Here is a 24,283-nt window from a genome sequence, read left to right on the forward strand (position 1 = left end):
AATGCATAAAAATAAAAGGGGGGGGGATGAAACATAGAATATCACGGGTGAAAAGCGTAAGCCTTACGCGGCTTTATAAAATTTAAAATAACCGCGTAAGACCTTATACCTAAATATCAAGCCTAAACCTAACTACTTGCCTAAATCGTGCGCTCTAAACGCATTAGGCAGTAGTTCACCAATGGTGGTTTCGTGGGTTTTACCCGATTTAGTGACCATCACCACAGGGGTATCGTCTGGGGCAAATTCTGCAATTTTTTGTCGACAGCCTCCACAAGGAAAGCAAAATTCATCGTTCTGACTTGCCACAACAATAGATTGAATGCGTTTGTGGCCGTGGCTAACCATATTTCCAATGGCGCTAGCCTCAGCACATTGCCCAAGAGGGTAAGCGGCACTTTCTACGTTGCAGCCTGCAAAAATATCACCCGACTCAGTAAGTACAGCTGCACCCACTTTGAAATTAGAATAGGGGGAGTGCGAGTGTTGTTGTACTTCTTGTGCTTGTTCTATTAGTTTTTTTATCTTTTTATTATCCATAACTACCTACATTCTCCCGACTTATAACTTTACTTTTTACACTAAATGCGAGAAGGTTGGCGGCATATAAAGCCGCTTACGCATCTGTAACGCGGGATGTTTTTTCTTACTTAAGAATGCTTTTTTACCATGCGTCGAAACGTTAGTCTCATCTTTTTTTTCATACTTGTTGGTATTTTAGGCGGTTGTGCACAAACTCCAGAAGTTTCTCGCCAGCCACAAATGGGTAATTTACTGTTAGCAGAGCCAGCGCCAGTTAATCCTCGCTCTGAAATGGCTATTGCCCGTTACAATCAAATTTTGGGTAGCAGCGCCTTGTCTGATGAAGACAAAGCAGAACTTCACCTACAACGCGGAATGCTATACGACAGCGTTGGGTTAGGTGGGTTAGCACAGTTTGATTACAGTCAGGCTATCAACCTTAAGCCCGATTTTGCAGAAGCCTATAACTCTATGGGCATTCACTACATTCAGCAAAGTGACTTTATACAAGCCTACGATTCTTTCGATTCTACGCTAGAAATTAACCCTGAATATGATTTCGCTTTTTTGAACCGTGGCATTGCCTTGTATTACGGCGGTAGATCGGAATTGGCTATAGAAGACTTAGGCCGGTTTTTACAAAAGGATAATTCTGACCCGTTTCGTGCCTTGTGGGCGTATTTTGCCCATTACGATTTATCGCCAGAAGAAGGTCAGGCTTATTTAGCGGCTATTCGCCCAGAATTAAATAATGAACATTGGGCCACCACACTAACCGATTTATTTTTAGGCGTGGTTGATGAAAACGCAGTGCTTAATTCGCTACTCGACGGTGTAAAGAGTCAAAAAGCATTAACTGATAGGCTGTGTGAAGCGTACTTTTATTTAGGTAAGTACCATAGCCAAGATGGCAACAATGGTATCGCTTCTAACTATTTTAAGTTGGCGCTGAGCACCAACGTCTTTGATTATGTTGAACATCGTTACGCTCGAATGGAGCTTAACCGTCTTCGTCAACGTTCGTCAGACGCTGAAGAGTAACAGCGTCTAGACAATGCGTGGATTAACATTAGCGATAATAGCGCTGTTGCTGATAGCGGGCGACAGCGGCCGTTACACGCAGCAGTTAGTGCGTAATGCTACCTCGGCAATACACGCTTATGATAAGCAATTTCTCTTAGCCGAACCTATTACAACCGAGCCTAAGTTATCTGATGCATTGGCACCCGAACAAGCCGGTTCTGATCCACTTAGCTCTAATTCAGCCAGCGCTGATTCAACTGCTAGCGCTCCCGCGAGTAACTCACTTTCATCAAATAAAGCTCGGCCGTTAAAGCAAAGCGTTTACGCGCTGCTATGGCTTGCGGCGCAAAATCATGAACAATCTGGTACAAGTCAGGGCAACGACAATGCCAGCGAAGAAGCACAACACCTTCTTATCAATGTAGCAACTAAAAATAATGCCCAATATTGGCTTGAGCAGTTAGCCTCAATTAATAATGCTGACGCAGCATGGGCGTTATACCAATTACTAGGTGAGGAGGCCGCTTCAGATCGGCTGGTTCGTTTAGCTGCCCTTGGTAATGTCGCCGAAGCGCAACTCGCCTTTGCCATGGCGACTGAGAACCCAGAAAAACGAGAGAAATGGTTAATTAGAGCGGCTGAACAAGGCTATATGCCTGCTCAAGCTGCACTCGCTGATTGGTATCTGTTACACGCTCAACCAGAATTGGCAAAACCTTGGCTTCAAAAAACGGCCATGGATGATATGCAAAGTGCTTTTAAGTACGGCAGGTTATTGTGGGATGAAAATAATCGTGACGACGCAAAGGTATTTATTCAGCGCGCCGCTAAGGAAGGTCATAAATTAGCGCAGCAGATGGCGTCTGTCATCAAGCGCTATAGCCCAACAACACCTTCAAATGTACCTCAATATTTATGGCAAACGAATACGGCGTGTCACCAGCGAATACAACTTGTGGCCACTTCTTTGGCCACAATTGCTCGTGCTGATAAGTTATATAAAGACTATGTGAACGATGAGCGGTTGAGTGAACTGCCACTATGTATCGCGCCGCCTTTATGGCTTGAAAATAATGTGCTTGATTGTAACGCTAATTTTCAAGGGCAAGGTAATCTTGCCTGCAACGTGAAGCCACTGGCGCCAATTGTTAAGGCTCGGGATGTTACCCATGCCATCGTGGTATCGGAGCAGGGCAAAGCCAATGTTCAAAATGGGGTGATGTACTTAGATATAAGCGATGCTTACTCGGTGATGGTACACGAACTGGCGCACTTCGCTGGTTTTATTGATGAATATGCGTTGTCACGCAACGCCGCAAGGCGTTACTGCACCAAAGAAGGGTTAAACACGTTTGCACCGCCTAATCTTACCATGGACGGCGCCATTGCTTATTATCCTCAAAACACGGTGAATCGCTGGGAAACAAAAGCCAAAGAAAAATTTTTACCTTTACGGGTAGGTACCGCTAAAACCTGTGGTGCAATTAATGTCACTAGTTACAAGCCTAGCCGTGTGATCACATTTATGGAGCACCATGATAGTGGTGTCATACCCGATTTGTATTTGTCGTTGTGGCAAGGGCAATTGGCAAACCCTGCGGCGCAGCGGCCTATTTCAATGAACTTATTTCAGGCTTTTCATAAAAGCGGACAACCCCAAGAGGCCGGGCAATGGCTTGCAGCCTACGAAAGCCACAAGGCGAGTGGTGAAATGAATGCGGGGGAGGCAGCAGCCGATGCTGCTACCAATGCGAATACAGACGCTAAAACCAATACCGAAGAATAGAGTGTTAAACCCGATTTCTTAATGCTTCATCACGTAGTTCACTGACCCACATTGATGTAGCGCCACAGATGGCGACTGGCATTACAATAAAGTTCACCACGGGAATAAGTGAAAAGATATTCACCATAATGCCAAAGGACATCGATTTGCCTTTATGCTGCGATAGATGATTTTGCATACGCTTGAAATCAATTTTGTGGTTATCGTAAGGGTAATCGCAGTATTGAATTGCCATCATCCAGGCTGAAAATAAGAACCACAGAATTTGTCCGAACACAGGCACAAATATAAACAGTATTAAGAAGCCTATAGCACGAGGGATATACCAAAATAGTTTTGTGAATTCTCGGCCCAAGGTGCGAGGAATGTCTTTTACAAGGTCGAGTAATCCATCGTCACCCATCGCTTGCCCAGTTAAGTGGCGCTCAACTTTTTCTGATAATACACCATTAAAAGGCGCAGCAATCCAGTTTGCAAGTGTGCCAAATATCAGGGCAAATATAAGCAGTACACTTAACACCGCTAACGGCCATAAAAAGAAATTCACTGCTGTTTTAATCCAGCCCAGCCATTCAGGCACTAGGTTGATCACATAGCTTATGCCGTATTCAATTTGACCAAATAGAAAATAGAATGCGGCGGAAAAAAGCAGAATGTTGATAGCCAAAGGAACAAAAACAAAGCGTTTTAAGCCTTTAGTTTTGATTAATGAAAACCCTTCAAAAAAATAATGTATACCACTTCGCGAACTCATCATTACTCCAGTGCTCGGTTTTACTAAGACGGTTTTACTAAAGCTTTTACTAAAACATAGTTATTTACACATTATACGTAACACCCTAACGCAAACGAAATGGTAATTGTTACAAGCTGTTAGATTTGGTAAAGTCCAAGCATAATAAAAACCATAAAAATGTGCTTCCTAATGCACTTAGCCAATACGCTAAATATTTCTTTTATAACATTTAACCCATATCAACGGGGCGCATCTTGTTACGTAGCTTTAGTGCGTAAGGTATTGTTGTGCGTTTAAAAAAGATCAAACTAGCGGGCTTTAAGTCCTTTGTAGACCCAACCACAATTCCTTTTCCTAGTGAAATGACCGCTGTTGTCGGCCCAAATGGGTGCGGAAAGTCGAATGTAATCGATGCCGTACGATGGGTGTTAGGGGAAAGTTCTGCTAAGAATTTACGTGGCGATGCCATGACCGACGTTATCTTCAACGGCTCTACCGCACGCAAACCTGTGGGGCAGTGCAGTGTTGAGTTATTTTTTGATAACAGTGCAGGGCGAATTGGCGGCGAATATGCGACCTACAGTGAATTGTCGGTAAAACGATTAGTTACCCGCGATGCCCAATCTACCTATTTTCTAAACGGCACTAAATGTCGTCGTCGTGATGTGACCGATTTGTTTTTGGGCACAGGGTTAGGGCCTCGCTCTTACGCCATTATTGAACAAGGTATGATTTCTCGGCTAATAGAATCTAAGCCGCAAGAGCTGCGAATTTTCATCGAAGAAGCGGCCGGTATTTCCAAGTACAAAGAAAGAAGGCGGGAAACCGAAAATCGTATTCGCCACACCCAAGATAATCTAGCGCGGTTAAATGATGTGCGTGATGAACTTGGTCAACAACTTGAAAAGCTTCAGCGCCAAGCCGCGACTGCAACCCGTTATAAAATGTTGCGTGAGAAAGTGCGTGAACTGAAGGGGCAATTAGCGGGTATTCGCTTTTTAAAAAATAGCGAACAAACTGAAAACTTAAAGCAGGCGCTGCAAGGTCACCAGCAAGCACTTGATGCATTAGTGTTACGGCAACATGGCGATGAAGCGGGCATGCTCACCTACAAAGAGCAACTGGCGCAAAACAAACAAGCTGCCGATGATGTACAGCAGCAGCTATTTACCACCAGTAACGCTATTACTCGCATTGAACAAACCGAATTGCATAGTCAGCAGCGCAAACAGCAAATTGAGGCCGAACTTGTCACGTTGAATGAGCAAACAAACTTGTTAGTCACTGGGTTAGATGAAGCTAACCAAGCATTGGCCACGTCTAAATCGGGTTTAGACAACTTGGTGCCCCAGCAAGAGTTAAATGATGAAGCCTTGGCGCAAGCCAAAGACATGTTTGAAAATGCCGAGCAAGAACGCCGTGATTTCAGTGCACAAAGTCGCGAGCACGAACAAATTTATCATCGTTTAAAGCAAGAAGTGCAAACCTGTCATAGTCAAATTCAGTCGACAATGAACATGCAGCTTCGTACTTCGCAGCGTATCAGTGAACTGAACGATGAGCTTAGCCAGCTTGATACCGATGATATTGCCGATCGCATTGCCATGTTGTCCGCGCAAATTGATGAAGCCGAAGTTCAGGTAAGCGAGGCGTTGGAACAATACAACGACACCAAAGAAGCCCTTAAAAGCAGTCAACAAGCCTTAGCACAAGCTGACACATTGCATAGACAGCGAGACGGCGAACGACAATCTGTACAATCTACAATTGCGGCACTGTCTGCACTACAAGACGATGCAGCTACCAGTAATTCAGACATTCATAGCGACTTACAATTGTTGTGGCAGCAGCTGAATGTGCCAGAACATTTGAATGACTGTGTGGAAACCGTATTGCGCTATTGGCATCAACCTTATATTGCCGGTTCTCTTGAAATAAACGACTTAGTTAATCATATACCGCTTTTGCCCATGGGGGGGCGGGTGTTTGCCCAATCAGCTTTCACCGATGTAAAACAACCCAACACCTTGGCTGCCGTTTTACCAAACGAACGGGTGCCAGAAGCGTTCAATCATATTCTATTGTGTGAAACCAACGCTGATGCAGTGAATATGGTCAGCACCCTTCAAAACACAATGTCCGTACTTTCAGAAGAAGGTCTGTGGTGTGCTAAAGATTGGGTAGTGCGGGGCGGTGAAGTTGAAAACAGCGTGTTACATAGAGCATCAAAGCTGGCTGAATTAAGTGAAAAGCTTAACCGTATTGAAAACGATAAATTATCAGCCCTGACAAAAGTAGAAGAGGCCACTGTGCTGGTTAGTCGTAATACTGAGCAAAGTGACCATGCCAAACTCACTTATGAGAACCTTAAAAATACCCTAGTTCAGCATACCAATGCCATGTCTGTCTTGGTGATGCAAAACGAGCAGTTAGCGGCGCGAAGCGCAAAACTTAAAGACGAATTAAGCAAGCAAAACGTCATGTTGAGTAAAGAAGATGCGCAGCTTATAACATTATCTGAACAGCTTGAAATTCATGAAGCGCAGTTATCGGAATACGAAGAGCGCGTTAGCGAAGCGCAAAATAACCGAGAACAATTTGATAATAAGGTGGCGCAACTTCGTAGTAAGGTAGAGTCGTTAACACATCAGGCTCATGAAATGGCATTAAAAGTACAGCAATTGGAAAGTCATCAGAACTTATACGCCCAACAGGTAACGCGTAACCAACAACAGCTAACCGACTATCAATCAAGACGAGATACGCTAAGCAAAGAGCTTACAGATTTGTCGGCGCCACAAGCGGTTCAAAAAGTCCAACTACAAGAACTGCTTACACAAAAAAGTGAACTTGAAAACAAGCGTTCCGAGTACCAATCTAAGCATGATGAAATAGAACAAATGCTGCGTGAGTCAGAAAAAGGTCAACAGGCGTTAGCCAAAGACATTCAAGAGCGCACGAGTAGCATTGAAAAGCTCAATATTGAGATTGAGGGCTTTAAAGTGCGTGCTTCCGCTATTTTGGAACAGCTAGAAGACAGCAAGCAGTCGCTCAAATCTATACTTGAAACACTGCCTGACGCGGCAGATGAAACAAAGTGTCAGAAGGAACTTGAAAGCACGCAGGGCAGTTTGTCACGGTTAGGGGCGGTGAACCTAGCAGCAGTAGAAGAATTTGATACCCAATCGGAACGAAAGTTACACCTTGATACTCAATATCATGACTTAACCGATGCGTTAGACACATTGCAGAGCGCAATACGTAAAATAGATAAAGAAACCCGTACCCGTTTTTCTACTACGTTTGAGCAAGTGAACCAAGATTTGAAAACCCTGTTTCCAAAAGTGTTTGGAGGAGGCTCTGCTTATTTAGCGTTAACCGACGATGACTTGCTAGAAACTGGGGTGACTATCATGGCGCGCCCTCCTGGTAAGAAAAATAGTACAATTCACCTTTTAAGCGGTGGAGAAAAAGCGTTAACCGCTTTATCATTGGTATTTGCGATATTTAGGCTTAATCCAGCACCATTTTGTTTGCTGGATGAAGTTGATGCACCATTGGATGATGCTAACGTTGGGCGTTTTTGTAACTTGGTTTCAGAAATGTCGCAAACGGTACAGTTTATTTATATCACCCACAATAAAATTGCGATGGAAATGGCAAGTCATTTAACCGGTGTTACCATGGCAGAGCCTGGTGTGTCTAGGATGGTAGCGGTTGATGTTGAACAAGCAATGGCTTTCGCAGAAGCATAACAAAGGGCGACGAAGCTAAATGGAAGATGAATTACGTCTATCACTATTGTTTGCAGGTACCTGCTTTATAATTGCAGTGCTTGCGCACGGTATTTGGAAAATTCGCAAAAACGGTAAGCCGAGCAGTAAACCTCGGGTTGAACCTCGTCAGTGGGCAGATACTGGCGAGGAAGAGAGTTCGCAATCAAAAGGTTTTGACGAGTTAGGTATTGGCCAAGTTCGCGTGGTTAGCGCCGGCAGTGCTGAAGGAAATTCACAAGACAGCTTTCATACAAGCGATGAGCAAAACGTAGATGATGCATCTAGCCATGACAATCACACTGCGGCGAGTACCTCCAAAGCAAAAAGTTTTTATGGTAGCGATGGCACCGATGATAGCGATGCTAGTGTTGAGCGTGATGTTAATAACGTATCGGATAAAACATCGCCTTACAATGAAACGGGTGATCCTTTAGCTGATTCTACGCAGAAAGAAGCTAATTTCTCTAGTACTGGATCGAGCGCTGAAGATTCCGCTTCCGACACTAATACACCGAAAGAAAAGGTAGCCGATAAACCTAAGCTTTATGGTTCGGTGGTGTCTAATCCAAAGCCACACCTTCAAAGCACTTCCGCCCCTGCCAGTGAAGATGATGGATTTAGTTCAGATGCATTCCCAGAACCGCCAGGTTTTCTATTACGAGAAGGCGAAGATGAACCTGCTAGCGAAGTTGAAACTGCCGCTACCAACCAGCCTTCTGCGACTTATAGTGCTATAGACAGTACACCAGTGTCTCCTGATGCGGGCAATAGCCAACCAACGCCTGAACACAACTCACCAGAAATTGATGATTTCAGTTTGGACTCACCGGCAACACAATCTGTGTCGGGTAATACTGCGCAAACAGGCCACAAAGAGACCCCAAATCAGGCAAGCGAAGGTGCTGAAGTCGTTAGTGCCAGCGGCCTAGGTGAACAAGCTAAGCGCTTTATGAAAGGAAAGCGCAGCAAACCTATTTCCCGTAAGCGCCAAGAGCCTAAATTTGGCGATGATCAAATGCGTATCGATTTTGACGATAGTGCAGGGAGTGCAGCCAATGCAGGAAGCGCAGAAAGTACCAGTAAAGACAGCCAAGATAACAGTATGCAAAGTGCTACTGCTTCTGGCAGCCGCACCCAAAACGGCGGCGCTTCTGAGCAAGTTGAGCAAGAAGTACTCGTACTCAACGTGAAAGCCCCCGAGGACGACCCAATAGCTGGCGCGGCCTTGTTGCCAATGCTATTAACGCTTGGCTTTAAGTTTGGTGACCAAGATATTTTCCATCGTCATGTCAATTCAAATGGTAAAGGGCCGGTATTATTTAGCTTGGCTAATATGTTTAAGCCTGGAATTTTCGATATTGATAGTCTCGAAACGTTTAACACGCAGGGTGTTTCTCTGTTTATGATCCTGCCCATTGAGGGCGACCCTCATCAAGTGTTCAATATGATGCACAACGCTGCACGTAAGTTGGCGGATGAGTTCGGTGCTCAAGTGCTTGATGGACGTCGTAGTGTGCTAACTAAACAAGGTTTACAGCAATACATGGAAAAAATACGTGAGTTTGAACGCAAACGTATGATTACCCGCCAGTAGTCAATTCCTACAAATTTGCATAAAGGGCCTGTCTTTTTAGCGGCCCTTTTTTGTTTTCTCATGCTACCATTAGGACAATTATTTGGCGTTAAGTACAGTCACTCAATTAGCATTGAGTGAGCGTGCTGCTTTTTGTTTTAGTTAGCAGAGTGAAACCGCCATTTCTTTTAAAAAATTACACGCAAGTATCATCATGTCAGACACGTTAGAACAAGCAAAAGCCCGCGCCGAATCACTTCGTGGGCAGATAAATGAATACAACTATCAATACTATGTACTCGATGCCCCTACAGTGCCCGATGCGCAATATGATAGAGATATGCAGGAACTCATTAGCATCGAAAAGCAATTCCCTGAATTGCAGAGTGTAAGTTCGCCAAGTCAAAAAGTGGGGGGCTCTGCGCTTTCTGCTTTCGAGCAAGTTACCCATGAAGTGCCTATGTTATCACTTGATAACGCGTTTGATGATGTGTCGCTATTGGCGTTTGAAAAACGTATTTACGATCGCCTGAAAGACAATAAAGAACTCGGTTTTAGTTGCGAACCAAAGCTTGATGGGTTGGCGGTTAGTATTCTTTATGAAAATGGCGAAATGGTACGTGCAGCGACTCGGGGTGATGGCCAAGTTGGCGAGAACATTACTACCAATGTTCGCACCATTGCTAACGTTCCTCTTAAATTACGCGGCGAAAACTACCCATCTCGATTGGAAGTTCGCGGCGAAGTATTTATGCCTAAAAAGGGCTTTGAAGCGCTTAATGATTATCAGCGTGCTAACGACGGTAAAGTTTTCGCTAATCCGCGTAATGCTGCCGCTGGAAGCCTTAGACAGCTTGATTCAAAAGTAACAGCGAAACGCCCGTTAATGTTTTACGCCTATTCTTTGGGTGTGGTTACGCCTGAGGATTTTGAGCTTCCACATCATCATAGTGCGCGATTAGCGCAGTTAGGTGAGTGGGGTATACCCTTATGCCCTGATATCGACACCGCAGAGGGAGGCAAAGGCTGCTTAGCGTATTATCAGCGTATATTGACCCTTCGTGACGACTTACCTTACGATATTGATGGCGTAGTGTTTAAAGTTGATGATATTAGCGTACAACAAACATTAGGCTTTGTGGCACGCGCGCCGCGCTGGGCCATTGCGCAGAAATTCCCTGCTCAAGAAGAAATAACCAAACTGTTAGATGTTGAGTTTCAAGTAGGACGTACCGGTGCAATAACGCCAGTGGCAAGATTAGAGCCCGTGTTTGTTGGCGGTGTTACTGTGTCAAACGCCACACTACATAACCAAGATGAAATTGACCGACTAGGGGTGAAAGTAGGCGACTACGTTATTATTCGACGTGCAGGCGATGTTATTCCCCAAGTGGTTTCTGTTGTACAAGCTAAAAGGGATGACAGTGTGAGAGACATTGCCTTTCCTACATCCTGTCCAGTTTGTGGCTCAAATGTTGAAAAATTAGAAGATGAAGCGGTTGCTCGCTGTACCGGTGGTTTAATATGTGCAGCGCAGCGCAAGCAAGCGTTAAAGCACTTTGCCTCTCGAAAAGCTTTTGATATCGATGGTTTAGGCGATAAGTTGGTCGACCAACTCGTGGATGCCGATTTAGTACATAGCCCTGCAGATTTCTTTCAGCTTAAATTGGGCGATGTGGTAGGCCTTGAGCGAATGGCTGAGAAGTCTGCTGCGAAATTGTTGCTTTCTCTTGAGGCATCTAAAGCCACAACGCTTGCTAAGTTTTTATATGCGTTAGGCATTAGGGAAGTCGGTGAGGCTACTGCGGCTAATCTTGCTATGCACTTTGAAACCCTTGATGCAGTTCGTAATGCGAGCGAAGACGAACTCATTGAAGTGCAAGATGTAGGCGCTATTGTTGCGGCGCATTTGCATAACTTCTTCAACGAACCGCACAACACCGATGTTATCGACGCCTTACTAGAGGCGGGTATTAATTGGCCTGCAATTGAGAAAAAACCACAAAGTGCGTTACCCCTGGATGGAAAAACCTGCGTAGTAACAGGGACACTAAGCGAAATGGGCCGCTCTGATGTAAAAGCGAAACTGCAATTGTTGGGAGCCAAAGTGGCAGGCTCGGTATCGAAAAATACCTCATTTTTGGTCGCGGGTGAAAAAGCGGGCTCTAAGTTGACCAAAGCACAAGAGCTAGATGTTGACGTGTGGGATGAAGCTAGATTACTCGCCTTTTTAGCAGAGCATGACTAGCCTTTATAATTAGTACAGCATGAGCAGCCAGCATTAACAGAACGTAAACCATTCAAATGTAAAAAAGGCGCTTAAAAGCGCCTTTTTCGTGTTTATTTACGTGTTTGTCTGCCTGGGTGTCGGCAGGGTGAGCACGCTACTGGGCTTGCAATTTCGCTTTTGCACGAGCCAATCTTCTGCGCTCCCATGCTTTCTTTACCTGAAAGCGCCAAATCCAATTAAGTGTAAAGTACCCCACAGCGCTGGCGATAATGGAACAAATTGCGCAGCCAACCAAAAATGCGGGGCCAATGGTGCTGATACTTTCCACTACCCACTGCCAACTGAATTGGAATTCAAAGTGTTCAGGCTTGGTCCCAAGTACAGTAGAACCAATTTTATATGCAGCATAAAATATGGGCGGAATGGTGAAGGGGTTGGTTACCCACACTGTGGCTACCGATAGCGGCAAATTCGCACGAAAAGGAATGGCGACACCCGCAGAAAGCCACATTTGAAAGGGCACAGGCCAAAAAGCAAAAAACAGCCCAATACAAAACCCGCCTGCCGCTGAACGTCTGTTTAAATGCCATAAATTAGGTTCGTGCAAAACGCTGCCAAATACGCGCAGAATTTTGTTGTTCTTTACAGCCTGCGGTTCGGGCAGGAAACGTCTAATAAATTTCTTTGGCATAACACTCGTTCGTTAACTATCAACTTGTGGGCTACATTCAGCCAACTATATTTATTGCTACGTAAAACAATGGTAAATCGTATCACAATTTGGTGTGGCAGTTTTTGTGTTAGCGCAACAACCGCAGCTTTATGGCCCACGTTGCCATCGCTAAACGTAGTGATGACGCTGGCCATAGGTGGTGGTGTACTGCTGTTCCTTTCAATGCGTAATTTTCACATACAAACAATAAGTGGTAACGAGCAAACTCGTTGGATGAAATTTGGCCTTATTGTAGTTAGTGGCGCGTTAATAGGTGCTACATGGTTGGCGAGTTTAGGGTATTGGCACCTATCTTGGCAACTACCACAGAGCAAAATTCAACAAGATGTCACAATTAATGCGGTAGTTGACCATGGCGGCTGTCTCAGTGGTCAAAAAAGCGCCGTGGGTAGCCAAGAAAATAGAGTAAATACACAAACCTCGGAAAAAATCGAAAGTGTAGCAAACGTAGGAATATCTAAACCTTCCCAAAGCGCAGGGTATGAAAAAGATAAACAGCGATTTATGGCGTATGTCGTCAACGTCAAAGCCATAGACGATATAGCACTGAAATTCACTCGAAAAATGACATTGAGCCATCGCGTGACGGGCATATGCTTACACAACGGCGACAAATTTACTGCCATAGCGAAATTAAAACCTGCCTACGGAACCCTCAACCCAGTAGGCTTCAATCGGCAACAATACCTTGCCAGCCAAGAAATTGTTGCTACGGGTTATATCAAACAGTTACACAGTGAAACCGTGGTTCACAACCATAGCACTCGTCACAATATGTCGAGTTTTTTATCTACACTGCCCCTTATTCAAATGCGCTGGTTTCAGGCGTTATTGATTGGGGAACGTAGTCTGTTGACCAAAGAAGACTGGCAAACCATTGGGCAAACGGGTACCGCACATATATTCAGTATATCGGGAATGCACTTATCCATTATCGCCATGACGGCATTTTATGCCTGTAGTGCGGTGATTCTTTTCGCCAGCAGCATGGCGAATGGGAAGTATGCTTTTATAAACCTAAGGGGCTACGTATTAACAACCTTGATTATTAGTGCGGCCCTCTATGTCATGTTAAGCGGTATGGCGCTGCCTGTGGTAAGGGCCTTTGTTTTATTGTTAGTGGGTATAGGCTTTGCTGTATTCAATAGTGTGTTACGGCCATTTCATATGGGCGTTTTCATGCTGTTCACTTGTATTGTGTTGTTTCCTTTGTCGTTGCTGCAAGCCAGCTTTTACTTAAGTATTGGCGCGGTGATGAGTATTTGGCTGCTTAATTGGCGATTTCGGTTTCAAGCAATGCCTTGGTATAAGGCATTATGCTGCATGCAGTTAGGGGTTAGTATTGCGATGGCGCCTATCACCCTATTATGGTTTGGTACGGCTAGTACTATAGGGATTTTCGTTAACCTCTTTGTATTGCCTATCATTACACTTATTCTTCCTGTTGCATTGCTTGCCGTGATGGCGGGGTATTATATTCCTGCCAGTTTAGGTTTTGCTATTTGGGTGTTACTCAAAATAGATAGGGTATTAGGCTGGCTTTTAGCGTGTTTGAGCGAAGCGGCATCTTGGCCAATAAGCGCTATTCACTTTTATCCCACCACAGGCACAGTGATTTGCCTGCTTATCGCCATGTTATTAACAATATTACCCAGGTGGCGATACAAATGGGTCTGTGTGTTATTGCTAATACTCCCCGTTACCTTCTCCTTTATTCATTCTTCTCCAACTCGCTGGTTTGTAAATGTGTTTGATGCTGGGCAGGGAACGGCAATTGCGCTAACAAAGGGGCCCCAAGCCATCATTATTGATACAGGGCCTATGTATAACGGTGAAGCGCCATTAGCGAGTAAGGTTATACCTGCATTCCTCAAGCGAAATAACAGTGAACAAGTAGATATGGTTATTCATAGTCATGGTGATACTGATCACGCAGGGGGGGAAAAACCATTCAAAGCCTGGTTAGACAACAAAGGTATTCAACCAACATGGATAAGCCCGATAGAGGGATGTGAGCGCGGTAGGGTAATAAACTGGCAAGGGTTAACACTTACCTTTTTATGGCCTGTAAAAGGGAATCAAGAAGACAGTAATGCCATGTCTTGCGTGATTAAAATTGATGATGGACACCACAGTATTCTGCTTCCTGGTGATATTGAACGAGCAAGTGAGTATGCCATACTGCATGCAGAAAAAAGGCGAATGGCAGTGGGAGTTGATGCGAGAAAAAACGGCTTTCAAGATGATAAAAGTAACTACAAAAAAATGACAGTACGTGCTGATGTGTTAATTGCACCACATCATGGCAGTAAAACCTCATCCACCGATATATGGATCCAAAGTGTTTCCCCTGATGTGGTTATTTATACCCAAGGGTATGAAAATAGATGGAAATTTCCAAGCAAATCTGTTTTTTCTCGCTACCAGCATTATGGCGTTCGCCAGTTTACCACTAGCGAATTTGGTTTCATTCGACTTGAGTTCGCAGAAGGTGACTATATAGTTAGTTCAGAACGAAAGGACACCCAAAACCGATGGTATTTGCCAAGTTACACGCCTAGGCACCTTGTTTCTTCAGAATCTGAATTGAAAAATGAGGACAATTTCTAAGCAAAGCATGGGGTTGATTAGGGAAATTACTCAAGTACTAGTACAATAGCTAGGGTGAAAGTAATGAATAACGAACAGGTTAAAACACTTTGATGCAACAAACCGATCCGTCGGCCTTCCAGGTTAAACGCTTTTTACGCTATCTGCGTGAATTTAAACTCCCTTTCTTCGTTGCCGTTATTGGCATGGTGGGCTACTCCGCAGTAGATACTTTCGTATTTGCACAATTGCAGCCCATGATTGACGAGTCACTAGGGAAAAATGATCAGGCGTACTTACGATTAGCTGCGTATGCGATAGTTCCTTTGTTTTTGTTACGGGGTCTATTTAACTTTCTTGGTACCTATACATTAACGTGGATTGGTGCGCAGGTCGTCATGCGTATGCGACAACAGTTGTTCGATAAATATATCCATTTACCGGTGTCATTCCACGATACCCAAGCAGTGGGGGCGTTAATTAGTAAAGTGACCTACGACACCGAACAAGTTGCCAATGCTTCTGGTAAAGCCTTGTTAACCTTGGTTCGGGAAGGGGCGCTTGTTATTGGACTACTCGCGGTAATGTTTTATTACTCATGGCAGTTATCTATTATCTTCTTGTTAATTGGCCCTTTAGTTGCCGTTATTGTCTCATTCGTGAGTAAGCGGTTTAGAGTGGTGAGTCGAAACATTCAACAAGCGATGGGCAATTTAACCTCTGCGGTAGAGCAGGCGGTAAAAGGCCATAAAGTGGTCATTATGTTTGGTGGGCAAACCATCGAACAAAAACGCTTCGAGCAGAAAAATAATAATAACCGCCAACAAACCATGAAGCTTGCGGTTACCCAAATTTTAAGTGTGTCGTCTATTCAGGTTATTGCGTCTGTTGCGTTAGCCGTAGTGCTTTATATTGCCAGTACGCCGGGCATGGTTGAAAAGCTCTCTGCGGGTGTATTTATCAACGTGGTGTTTTGTATGGTGATGCTACTAAAACCTTTGAAGCAACTGACGACGATTAATAATGAGTTTCAAAAAGGCATGACTGCCTGCGTAAGCGTATTTGAAATATTAGATAGGGAAAACGAAGCCGATTCAGGCGACATAAAAGTAGAGCGTGCAGTTGGAAAAATTGAATTCGATGATGTGACCTTTACTTACCCAGGCAAGCATTCGCCTGCGTTAACGAACGTCTCGTTTACCGCAGAACCTGGCCACTCTGTTGCTTTGGTAGGGCGTTCTGGAAGCGGAAAGTCGACCATTTCGTCGCTACTTACCCGGTTCTATTCCCCGCAAAGTGGGCAAGTCAGGTTGGATGACAACCCTTTAGACAGTATCGATTTAAAATCACTACGGGCGCAGTTTGCGGTAGTGTCGCAAAACGTAACATTGTTTAACGATTCTATTGCCAATAACATTGCTTATGGTGCAAAAGAAACCGTGTCGCAGGCCAAAATTGAGCAAGCCTGCAAAATGGCTCACGTCGATGAGTTTTTGGGTAATTTACCTGAAGGTATCGATACCGTTATTGGTGAAAATGGTCTTATGTTATCTGGCGGCCAACGTCAACGTATCGCTATTGCCCGCGCTATTTTAGCCGATGCGCCTATTCTGATTTTAGACGAAGCGACCTCGGCGCTAGATACGGAATCGGAAAGGCTTATTCAAGATGCACTAGAAACATTGCAAAAACGTTGTACCAGTATTGTGGTAGCACACAGGTTATCGACGATTGAAAATGCCGACACTATCATGGTGGTTGAGCAAGGTCGCATTATTGAAAGTGGTAAGCATCAGGAGCTACTTGAAAAAGGTGGGCATTATGCGCAGCTTCACGCGCTACAGTTTGGTGATAACTAAGTGAACCGTATGGTGAAGCGCTGGTACGCTGGTCACCCGCTAGTGTGGCTGTTATTGCCACTCGCGATACTTTTCTGGCTGATATCAGCTTTTCGTAGATTTTTGTTCTCTACAGGCCTGAAAAAAGTGTATCGCGGCCGTGCTAAGGTTATTGTAGTAGGCAATATTTCGGTTGGCGGTAACGGTAAAACCCCCGTAGTACTTGCACTCGCGCAGTATTATCGCGAAAAAGGTATTCGAGTTGGTATTTTAAGTAGAGGGTATGGCGGTAAGTCTAGCTATTACCCTCGTCAAGTCACCGCGAATGATGATGCCAGTGAAGTAGGGGATGAACCTCGACTACTGGCCATTCGAAGTCAAGTACCCGTGGTGATTGACCCTATACGTAGCCGAGGCGCAGATTATCTTTCAAATGATCTTAATTGCGACCTCATTATCTGTGATGATGGTCTTCAACATTATGCGTTAGCAAGAGATGTTGAAGTGGTGGTAATGGACGAACGGTTAACCGGCAGTGGCTTTTTAATACCTATGGGGCCGCTTAGGGAAGGTCACTGGCGGCTGGCAACCGTAGATGCCATCGTGCATAACCGTGCTGACAATAAGATACCAAACCTTAAAGCAGGCCAAACACCTCAGTACCTTATGCACCTAGAGGCTTCAGAAGTGTGCTCTGTAACAAAGCCCACTGAGCAGACTGAGCTTACTAGCTTATCCGGTAAGACTATTACTGCCATGGCGGGTATTGGTGCGCCTGAACGCTTTTTCTCGCAGTTAAAGAGTATGGGGCTAACGCTGTCAAGCACGTTACCTTTCCCTGACCATCACCAATTTACAGCAGATGAAATCCCATCAGGTACTGTGCTAATGACCGAAAAAGATGCGGTGAAGGTAAGTGATATCGCCCACAACGATTGTTGGTATTTGCCCGTTTCAGCAAATATCGATCAGAAGTTTTTCACACAAATAGATAACAAGCTGGTTAATGCCGGCTTAACAATGACGCCTTAGCAAGCAAGGAAATACAATGGCATTTGATAACAAATTATTAGAAGTACTGGCATGCCCAGTGTGCAAAGGGAAGTTGGTGCTTAATGATGAAAAAGATAAGCTAATCTGCCGCTTTGACCGTTTGGCTTACGACATTAAAGACGGTATTCCGGTGCTTATCGAAAGCAAAGCAACGGTAATGACACTCGATGAAGTAGACGCAACGCGATAGGTGTGTGATGGCATTTACAGTAGTTATTCCCGCACGATATGGCTCTAGCCGTTTTCCAGGTAAACCTCTGGCTGATATTAACGGTAAACCCATGATTCAGCATGTGGTGGAGCGAGCCACTGAGGCGGGGGCTGAGCGAATAATAGTCGCCACTGACGATATGCGTATTGCCGATGCCGCTAACCAATTTGCTCATGTTTGTATGACGGCCGATACACACCAGTCAGGCACCGAACGCATAGCAGAAGTGATAGAGAAAGAAAACATTGCCGCTGATAGCATAGTGGTTAATGTGCAAGGCGATGAACCTTTCATACCCGCGGCAAATATTAAGCAAGTAGCAAATAATTTGTCGAATGCACCTCAATGTGTGATGGCGACCTTGTCTACGCCCATTTTAGAAAGCGACGATGTATTCAATCCTAATATGGTTAAAGTACTGGTAAATGCACATCAAGAGGCGATGTATTTCTCTCGTTCGGCCATTCCATTTGAACGTGATCGTATGATGGAAAACCGTCAAAGTGCTGATCCTAAGTTGTATTTTAGACATATAGGCATTTATGCGTACCGTGCACAATACGTGCAGCAGTACGTAAGTTACCAGCCTAGTGCCCTTGAGCAAATTGAGTCTCTCGAGCAGCTTCGGGCATTGTGGTATGGCGACAAAATCCATTGCGACGTAGCAGATGCTAAACCACCCGTTGGCATAGACACGCCTGAGGATCTTGCGCGTTTGCTGGCATCATTAGGGTAAGCCGCGCTTTTTATTCGCTTTTTTAGCGGCTGAAAAAAACGAGTAATCATCAAAAAAAGCCAAAAGATATTCCGGTATTCAAATGCAAAAATGATTAGCCTGCTGAAAGGCTAATTAAGCGTTGCCAATAACTGGTTAACACTGGCATTCATTGTGAATACATGTCATCGACTTTTTTCTTTATAGCATTGGTATTTGTAGCGTGCAGCATATAAATAGGGAGCGTTAAAATGAACGTAGTCATTACAGGGGGCAACCGCGGTATTGGTCTAGCCCTAGTTAAGCAATTCAAATCGAAAGGCGCGACAGTGTACGCCACCTGTCGCAATAGTTGTGATGAGCTGAATTCAGCTGGCGTTAAAGTGATAACCGGTGTTGATGTGTCGCAGCCAGATACGCTGGCAGATAGTTTAGCGGAATTAACAGACGTTAAGATTGATTTGCTCATTAATAACGCGGGTGTGTTAGGCAGAGAAACCTTAGAAGACTGGGAACCCCATACCATAGATTATCAGTTTAGAGTGAATGCCATGGGGCCTCTGCTTGTCACACAAACCCTTCTTCCATCAATGGCCGACAACAGTAAGATAGCCATGATCACCAGCAGAATGGGTTCTATGACTGATAACACTTCTGGCGGTTACTACGGGTATAGAATGTCGAAAGCGGCGCTAAATGCAGCCGGTGTGTCACTAGCAAACGATCTCAAGCCACAAGGAATAGCGGTTGGTTTGTTTCACCCCGGGTTTGTTCAAACTGAAATGGTGAATGGTAGCGGCGATATTGATGCCGATACCTCGGCTGAGAGATTGGTCGCTCGTATCGAAGAAATGACCCTTGATAACGCAGGGCGATTCATTCATTCAAATGGCGACGAACTGCCTTGGTAAGTGCGTGGCAACTAGTGTCTGATTGTGTTTTTGACATACGATAACAAGATTAAAAAACCGGTAACTCTTTAGGAACTACCGGTTTTTTTGTTTCTTATATTGTCACTATTACGATCAGCATGTTGAAAGCCTAATGGCCTCTTCTACGATTAATCTTGGCTTTCGTCTTCGTCTTGATCTTCAGACAGTACCGCCCACACATCGTGTTCGTTAGCATGAATGACTTCAGCCCACACCCGTTGACCAGGTTTCACGTCATATACGCCATTAAGGTGAACTAGCCCATCAACTTCAGGCGCATCGGCATAAGTTCGGCCTACAGCGCCTTCGCTGTCTACGCTGTCGATAACCACTTGGTATTCATTACCAATGCGCGCTTGTAAACGCTGTGCACTAATTTCACCCTGAACTTCCATGAAGCGTGCTAAACGTTCTTGTTTAACGTCTTCAGGCACAGGATCAGGTAAGTCGTTGGCGCGAGCACCTTCAACCGGTGAGTAAGCAAATGCACCTACACGATCTAACTGTGCTTCACGAATAAAGTCGAGTAACTCTTCAAACTCTTCTTCGGTTTCACCCGGAAAACCTACGATAAAGGTTGAACGGATAACCAATGAAGGGCAGGCTTCACGCCATTTCTTAACGCGCTCTAGGGTGCGATCTGCACTACCAGGGCGTTTCATTAAACGTAAGATACGCTTATTGGCATGCTGAAACGGGATATCAAGGTAAGGTAGAATTTTACCTTCATTCATGAGTGGAATAAGGTCATCGACATGTGGGTAGGGATAAACATAGTGAAGACGCACCCAAATGCCCATTTCACCCAGTTTTTCACACAACTGTTGCATGTGAGTTTTAACGGGCATGCCATCCCAGAAGCCTGTTCTGTGCTTCACATCAACACCGTATGCACTGGTGTCTTGTGAAATAACCAATAGCTCTTTAACACCAGCGGCTTTGAGACGCTTTGCTTCGTCTAAAACACTGCCCACAGGGCGGCTTACAAGGTCGCCACGCATCGATGGAATGATGCAGAAAGTACACCTGTGGTTACAACCTTCTGAGATTTTTAAATACGCGTAATGACGAGGCGTAAGTTTAACACCGTGATCGGGCACTAAATGTTCAAACGGATTATGTTGAGGCTTAGGTAAATGTTCGTGAACTTGCTCAACTACCGACTCATAAGCGTGAGGGCCGGTAATAGCCAGTACATTAGGGTGTACTTCACGGATTTCATCTTCTTTAATGCCCAAACAGCCAGTTACAATGACTTTGCCGTTTTCTTTGAGCGCTTCACCAATGGTATCAAGTGACTCTTCTACCGCCGCATCAATAAAGCCGCAGGTATTAACAATAACCAAATCAGCATCGTTGTATGTAGGAACAACATCGTAGCCCTCGGTACGTAACTGCGTAAGAATGCGTTCGGAGTCTACCAAGTTTTTTGGGCAGCCTAAGCTGACAAACCCAATGCGGGCGCCGTTGCTTGCACCTGTACTACGATTTTCAGTCAGTGTTTTGACTGGTGTTTCTAAAGTAGTGGTTTTGTTTGCTGCTTTACTTGGATTAAAGGTTTCTACAGTCATCTAAAATATCACCCGGTAAACGACGCTACTTGTGCCTAAAATGGCCGCGGATTATACAGTAAGTATGGCGGGTTCGCAGCTCTTTGAGGTAAAACTTTTTCAACTAAGAACATTACTGCCTATTAGTGGAATACTGAACAAAAATTCATCATACTCTTTTGCTCTTCTCATTTAGGATTTACGGCAGGGCTTCATGGGCTGTTATAAGTGCACCAATGCGTTACCCATCTTATTTAGCTTGGTTATGCTTGGTTTAGCATCATGTTCTTCCGACTATTATAAACCTGAGCGACCATCACTTACCTTGCGCTTGTCTGATGCGCCAGAATACACCCTTGATTTTCTTGAGCACACCACCCGTGAACTTTATTGGGGTTGCGTGACCATATTGCCTCATTCGTCAGAAGACTTAATTAATAGTTTGTTGTGTACACAAGCGCTACTTGGGCGGGATGATGTTAGTGCTGACGAGCGCCAATTTGCACTAAAACGTCATCGAGATGCGCTAATGAGTTTGCTGACATTGCGGATGTCGGGAAAAGAAGATGAAGCCCATTTTCACACCCATTTAAATTTAGATCATCCCATAATTTTCGCTTCTAGAATGCTTCCTTCAGAAGATGCGCTGCAACCCAACATTCTAGGAGAATACGGCGTTGCCGTGGTAGTAAGAGAACAAGCAGCCACAGAAACTGAACAGACCTATTACCCTCAAGAAGGTACGTACAGCAGTTACACATTGATGTTTCAGGACATTAAGCTAGACGGTAACGAGGTGCACATAACGTTAGATGCTCAGAAAATTCATGGCCGAACCACGGTTCGTGTGGGTAATAACGCCTACATGGCTCGGTACTCTCCAAGTGCCAGTTATTTAGCCTTACTCAATGATGCGATAGTCGGAGGGCTTCGCTGGAAAGGCTTTGTGGGTACTAAGCAAGCAAAAGCCCTTAGGGGAATTTATGTTATTGGGGAAATGTCAGACACCAAAATTCCCCTTATTATGATCCATGGTCTTAATTCCGACCCATTAATTTGGCGTTATTTGACTATGGCAGTAATGAATGACGAATGGTTGAACGAACGGTATCAAATTTGGCATGTGCTTTACCCTTCAGGCCAACCACCACTGTATAGCGCTATGAAAATTCGAAGAGAGCTTGATGCGCTACTGGCCACTATTGATAACCCACTTATCACTCGCGAAGCGGTATTTATTGGGCACAGTTTAGGAGGGCTTATAACCAAATTACTTACGGTATCGCCTGGCGACGCCTTTTGGAATACCACCTTTGCTGTACCTCCTGAGCAGCTTGAAAAAGCGATATCCGAAGATATTCGAGATACTTTTTTCTTTGCACCCAGGTTCAACACTAATACGGTTTTTTATTTAGATACGCCCCATAAAGGTTCAGCGCTGGCGGCATCCGCGATAGGTTATATTGGTTCATCGTTGGTACAAATACCCTATGAACTTAAAAACATGTTTGTTGGTTTGCTCGATGAAAATGGGGTAGACATTGTTCAGTCAGACATGCAGAGCTATTTAACCGACACTAAATTTAAGAGCCTTGATTCATTAAAGCCGGGTCACCCATTAATGAACACCCTGTATCCTATGCCTATTCAAGGAAAAGCCTATTCCATTATTGGGTCGAAAAAAGAAACCGAATGTGAAAGAAGGGAAGTGTGTTTATTACTCACTGATGGCGTGGTGACCTACGAAAGTGCCGATATACCAGAGGCCTTAGAAAGACTCATTGTTGTGTCTAAGCACAATTCGTTTAAATCACCTGAAGCCGTGTCGTTTATATTAAAACATTTATAAATATGCCAAATTGCCTGATATTTTCTTTTAGCGCTTTAAGTTTGCATTATTAGCCCAATAATAACTGGGTTATTAATTATTCTCTGAAGCAAGGCTATTTGTTTTTCATGCTTAAACTGCCATTAAAATATTATGATGAATCTGGCCGAATTTTACCGCCTAAATGGCTGTACGTGATACTGGCACTCTTTAGTTTGGACTGGATTGCGTTTATTTTTTCGCTGGCCTCGCGGTCGCAAACAGAAGCGTTACTTAAGCTATTTTATCCGCAAAGTGAAAGTTTAGGATTGGCGTTACTCAGTAGTGTGCCGATAGTGCTAGGGCTTGTGCTTATATCGCAACGTGAAAGGCTATGGAAAAAGGGGATCACAGGGTGGTCTCGCGCATTGTTGCCACTTATTTTAGTGGGCGTGATAGCGTCGTTGAGTGTGCAGTTTTATCATATTGTGTCGGTACATTGGGGGTTTGAGATGATAACTGCCATTAAGGTGGTGGTGTCTATTATCAGTTTATATTGTATTAGCCGAAGTCGGCATTTGCGCTGGATGGTGCAAGACTGGAAAAAGCCACTTTGCGAATAAAATGGGAATAAATCACTAATAAATCAGAAAGACAAAAATGTGATTAGCGCGTGAGGCAAAAAGGTATTCGCCCCACACGAAAAATACAAAGTAATGCTTACTGGCGATGATTACCCACAGATTGATCGAAATAAGCCTTTACGCTGACTTGGCTGTCGTTTACTAGTCGCTCGTAGCAAATACCGGCAAAGGCATAGGAGTTTTCACCCACTACTAATAATACGTATGGCGCATCAGGGTTCGATTGGTCATAAAGCCAAGTTCCACCCACAAAACGCTGGAACGTTTCTCCTAAATAGGCCCCAAAGATATTACAAATCGTGAAAACCGCTTCATCTTCTAACGCGCTGTCATGATATTTGTCTAAAAAACTAAGTAAAATATCATCGACAAGCGAAACACTTTCAGCAGAGTAATCTAAGGTTAAATTGAACTCTTCTTGCGCTGCAGCAACCGCATCTTCAGCGCAGTCCTTCATTAATTGTTCGAGCTCTATAGGTGACATTTTATTATCCTTCTCTTTTAACCTTTACGCGATACTATGATGTTAGCTATCGTCATTTTTAAACCTGCTAATAACATTGTG

General features: G+C 44.3%; 18 protein-coding genes. 13 read left to right on the top strand and 5 right to left on the bottom strand.

Annotation, left to right across the window (positions count from 1 at the left end):
* Window positions 1-132 precede the first annotated feature (132 nt).
* Complete coding sequence (cdd, locus tag FLAVO9R_RS07275; protein WP_159530069.1) at window positions 133-540, bottom strand: cytidine deaminase; 408 nt, start codon at window positions 538-540, stop codon at window positions 133-135.
* Between the two features lie 129 nt (window positions 541-669).
* Between cdd and nlpI the strand changes: the two genes are divergently transcribed.
* On the top strand, window positions 670-1,563 hold the full coding sequence (nlpI, locus tag FLAVO9R_RS07280; protein WP_159530071.1) for a lipoprotein NlpI: 894 nt from the start codon (window positions 670-672) through the stop codon (window positions 1,561-1,563).
* A 13-nt stretch (window positions 1,564-1,576) separates the two neighbouring features.
* Window positions 1,577-3,331, top strand: a complete 1,755-nt coding sequence (locus FLAVO9R_RS07285) for a tetratricopeptide repeat protein (RefSeq protein WP_232370603.1) — start codon at window positions 1,577-1,579, stop codon at window positions 3,329-3,331.
* Window positions 3,332-3,335: 4 nt separating this feature from the next.
* Here the strand turns inward: FLAVO9R_RS07285 and cysZ are convergent, their stop codons facing one another.
* Window positions 3,336-4,085: a sulfate transporter CysZ gene (cysZ, locus tag FLAVO9R_RS07290; protein ID WP_126872387.1), complete on the bottom strand. Its 750-nt coding sequence runs from the start codon at window positions 4,083-4,085 to the stop codon at window positions 3,336-3,338.
* A 269-nt stretch (window positions 4,086-4,354) separates the two neighbouring features.
* Between cysZ and smc the strand changes: the two genes are divergently transcribed.
* The 3 genes from smc (at window position 4,355) to ligA (ending at window position 11,664) form a co-directional block, all read left to right on the top strand.
* On the top strand, window positions 4,355-7,822 hold the full coding sequence (smc, locus tag FLAVO9R_RS07295; RefSeq protein ID WP_159530073.1) for a chromosome segregation protein SMC: 3,468 nt from the start codon (window positions 4,355-4,357) through the stop codon (window positions 7,820-7,822).
* Between the two features lie 19 nt (window positions 7,823-7,841).
* Entirely contained in the window at window positions 7,842-9,437 is a 1,596-nt protein-coding gene (zipA, locus tag FLAVO9R_RS07300) for a cell division protein ZipA (protein ID WP_159530075.1), read from the top strand.
* A gap of 193 nt (window positions 9,438-9,630) precedes the next feature.
* The gene (gene ligA / locus FLAVO9R_RS07305) at window positions 9,631-11,664 is read left to right on the top strand and encodes an NAD-dependent DNA ligase LigA (RefSeq protein ID WP_159530077.1); all 2,034 of its coding nucleotides are present in this window, start codon (window positions 9,631-9,633) and stop codon (window positions 11,662-11,664) included.
* 136 nt (window positions 11,665-11,800) lie between these two features.
* Here the strand turns inward: ligA and FLAVO9R_RS07310 are convergent, their stop codons facing one another.
* On the bottom strand, window positions 11,801-12,337 hold the full coding sequence (locus FLAVO9R_RS07310) for a DUF2062 domain-containing protein (RefSeq protein WP_159530079.1): 537 nt from the start codon (window positions 12,335-12,337) through the stop codon (window positions 11,801-11,803).
* A gap of 69 nt (window positions 12,338-12,406) precedes the next feature.
* Here FLAVO9R_RS07310 and FLAVO9R_RS07315 point away from each other — a divergent pair, with 69 nt between their 5' ends.
* From FLAVO9R_RS07315 to FLAVO9R_RS07340, 6 genes are all read left to right on the top strand, one after another.
* Window positions 12,407-14,989, top strand: a complete 2,583-nt coding sequence (locus tag FLAVO9R_RS07315) for a DNA internalization-related competence protein ComEC/Rec2 (RefSeq protein WP_159530081.1) — start codon at window positions 12,407-12,409, stop codon at window positions 14,987-14,989.
* 92 nt (window positions 14,990-15,081) lie between these two features.
* Window positions 15,082-16,827: a lipid A export permease/ATP-binding protein MsbA gene (gene msbA, locus FLAVO9R_RS07320; protein WP_159530083.1), complete on the top strand. Its 1,746-nt coding sequence runs from the start codon at window positions 15,082-15,084 to the stop codon at window positions 16,825-16,827.
* Between the two features lie 9 nt (window positions 16,828-16,836).
* Window positions 16,837-17,838 (top strand): tetraacyldisaccharide 4'-kinase, encoded by a 1,002-nt coding sequence (lpxK, locus tag FLAVO9R_RS07325; protein WP_159530085.1) that lies wholly within the window; start codon window positions 16,837-16,839, stop codon window positions 17,836-17,838.
* Window positions 17,839-17,854: 16 nt separating this feature from the next.
* Window positions 17,855-18,049 carry a Trm112 family protein gene (locus tag FLAVO9R_RS07330; protein WP_013783967.1) on the top strand — a complete coding sequence of 65 codons (195 nt, stop codon included), beginning with the start codon at window positions 17,855-17,857 and terminating at the stop codon, window positions 18,047-18,049.
* Between the two features lie 7 nt (window positions 18,050-18,056).
* A complete protein-coding gene (kdsB, locus tag FLAVO9R_RS07335) occupies window positions 18,057-18,806 on the top strand; it encodes a 3-deoxy-manno-octulosonate cytidylyltransferase (protein WP_159530087.1) in 750 nt (249 codons plus the stop codon).
* A gap of 230 nt (window positions 18,807-19,036) precedes the next feature.
* On the top strand, window positions 19,037-19,696 hold the full coding sequence (locus tag FLAVO9R_RS07340) for an SDR family oxidoreductase (RefSeq protein WP_159530089.1): 660 nt from the start codon (window positions 19,037-19,039) through the stop codon (window positions 19,694-19,696).
* Between the two features lie 149 nt (window positions 19,697-19,845).
* Here the strand turns inward: FLAVO9R_RS07340 and rimO are convergent, their stop codons facing one another.
* The gene (rimO, locus tag FLAVO9R_RS07345; protein ID WP_126872340.1) at window positions 19,846-21,288 is read right to left on the bottom strand and encodes a 30S ribosomal protein S12 methylthiotransferase RimO; all 1,443 of its coding nucleotides are present in this window, start codon (window positions 21,286-21,288) and stop codon (window positions 19,846-19,848) included.
* A gap of 193 nt (window positions 21,289-21,481) precedes the next feature.
* Between rimO and FLAVO9R_RS07350 the strand changes: the two genes are divergently transcribed.
* Together FLAVO9R_RS07350 and FLAVO9R_RS07355 are read left to right on the top strand one after the other, a co-directional pair.
* Window positions 21,482-23,116, top strand: coding sequence for an esterase/lipase family protein (locus FLAVO9R_RS07350; protein ID WP_159530091.1), 1,635 nt, complete (start codon window positions 21,482-21,484; stop codon window positions 23,114-23,116).
* Window positions 23,117-23,223: 107 nt separating this feature from the next.
* Window positions 23,224-23,697, top strand: coding sequence for a DUF2919 family protein (locus FLAVO9R_RS07355; protein WP_159530093.1), 474 nt, complete (start codon window positions 23,224-23,226; stop codon window positions 23,695-23,697).
* A 97-nt stretch (window positions 23,698-23,794) separates the two neighbouring features.
* On the opposite strand, the gene FLAVO9R_RS07360 is transcribed toward FLAVO9R_RS07355, so the two are convergent.
* Window positions 23,795-24,202: a hypothetical protein gene (locus FLAVO9R_RS07360; RefSeq protein ID WP_159530095.1), complete on the bottom strand. Its 408-nt coding sequence runs from the start codon at window positions 24,200-24,202 to the stop codon at window positions 23,795-23,797.
* Window positions 24,203-24,283 lie beyond the last annotated feature (81 nt).

It is taken from the genome of Alteromonas sp. 38, from assembly GCF_902506055.1.
GTDB classification, from domain to species: Bacteria; Pseudomonadota; Gammaproteobacteria; order Enterobacterales; family Alteromonadaceae; genus Alteromonas; species Alteromonas lipotrueae.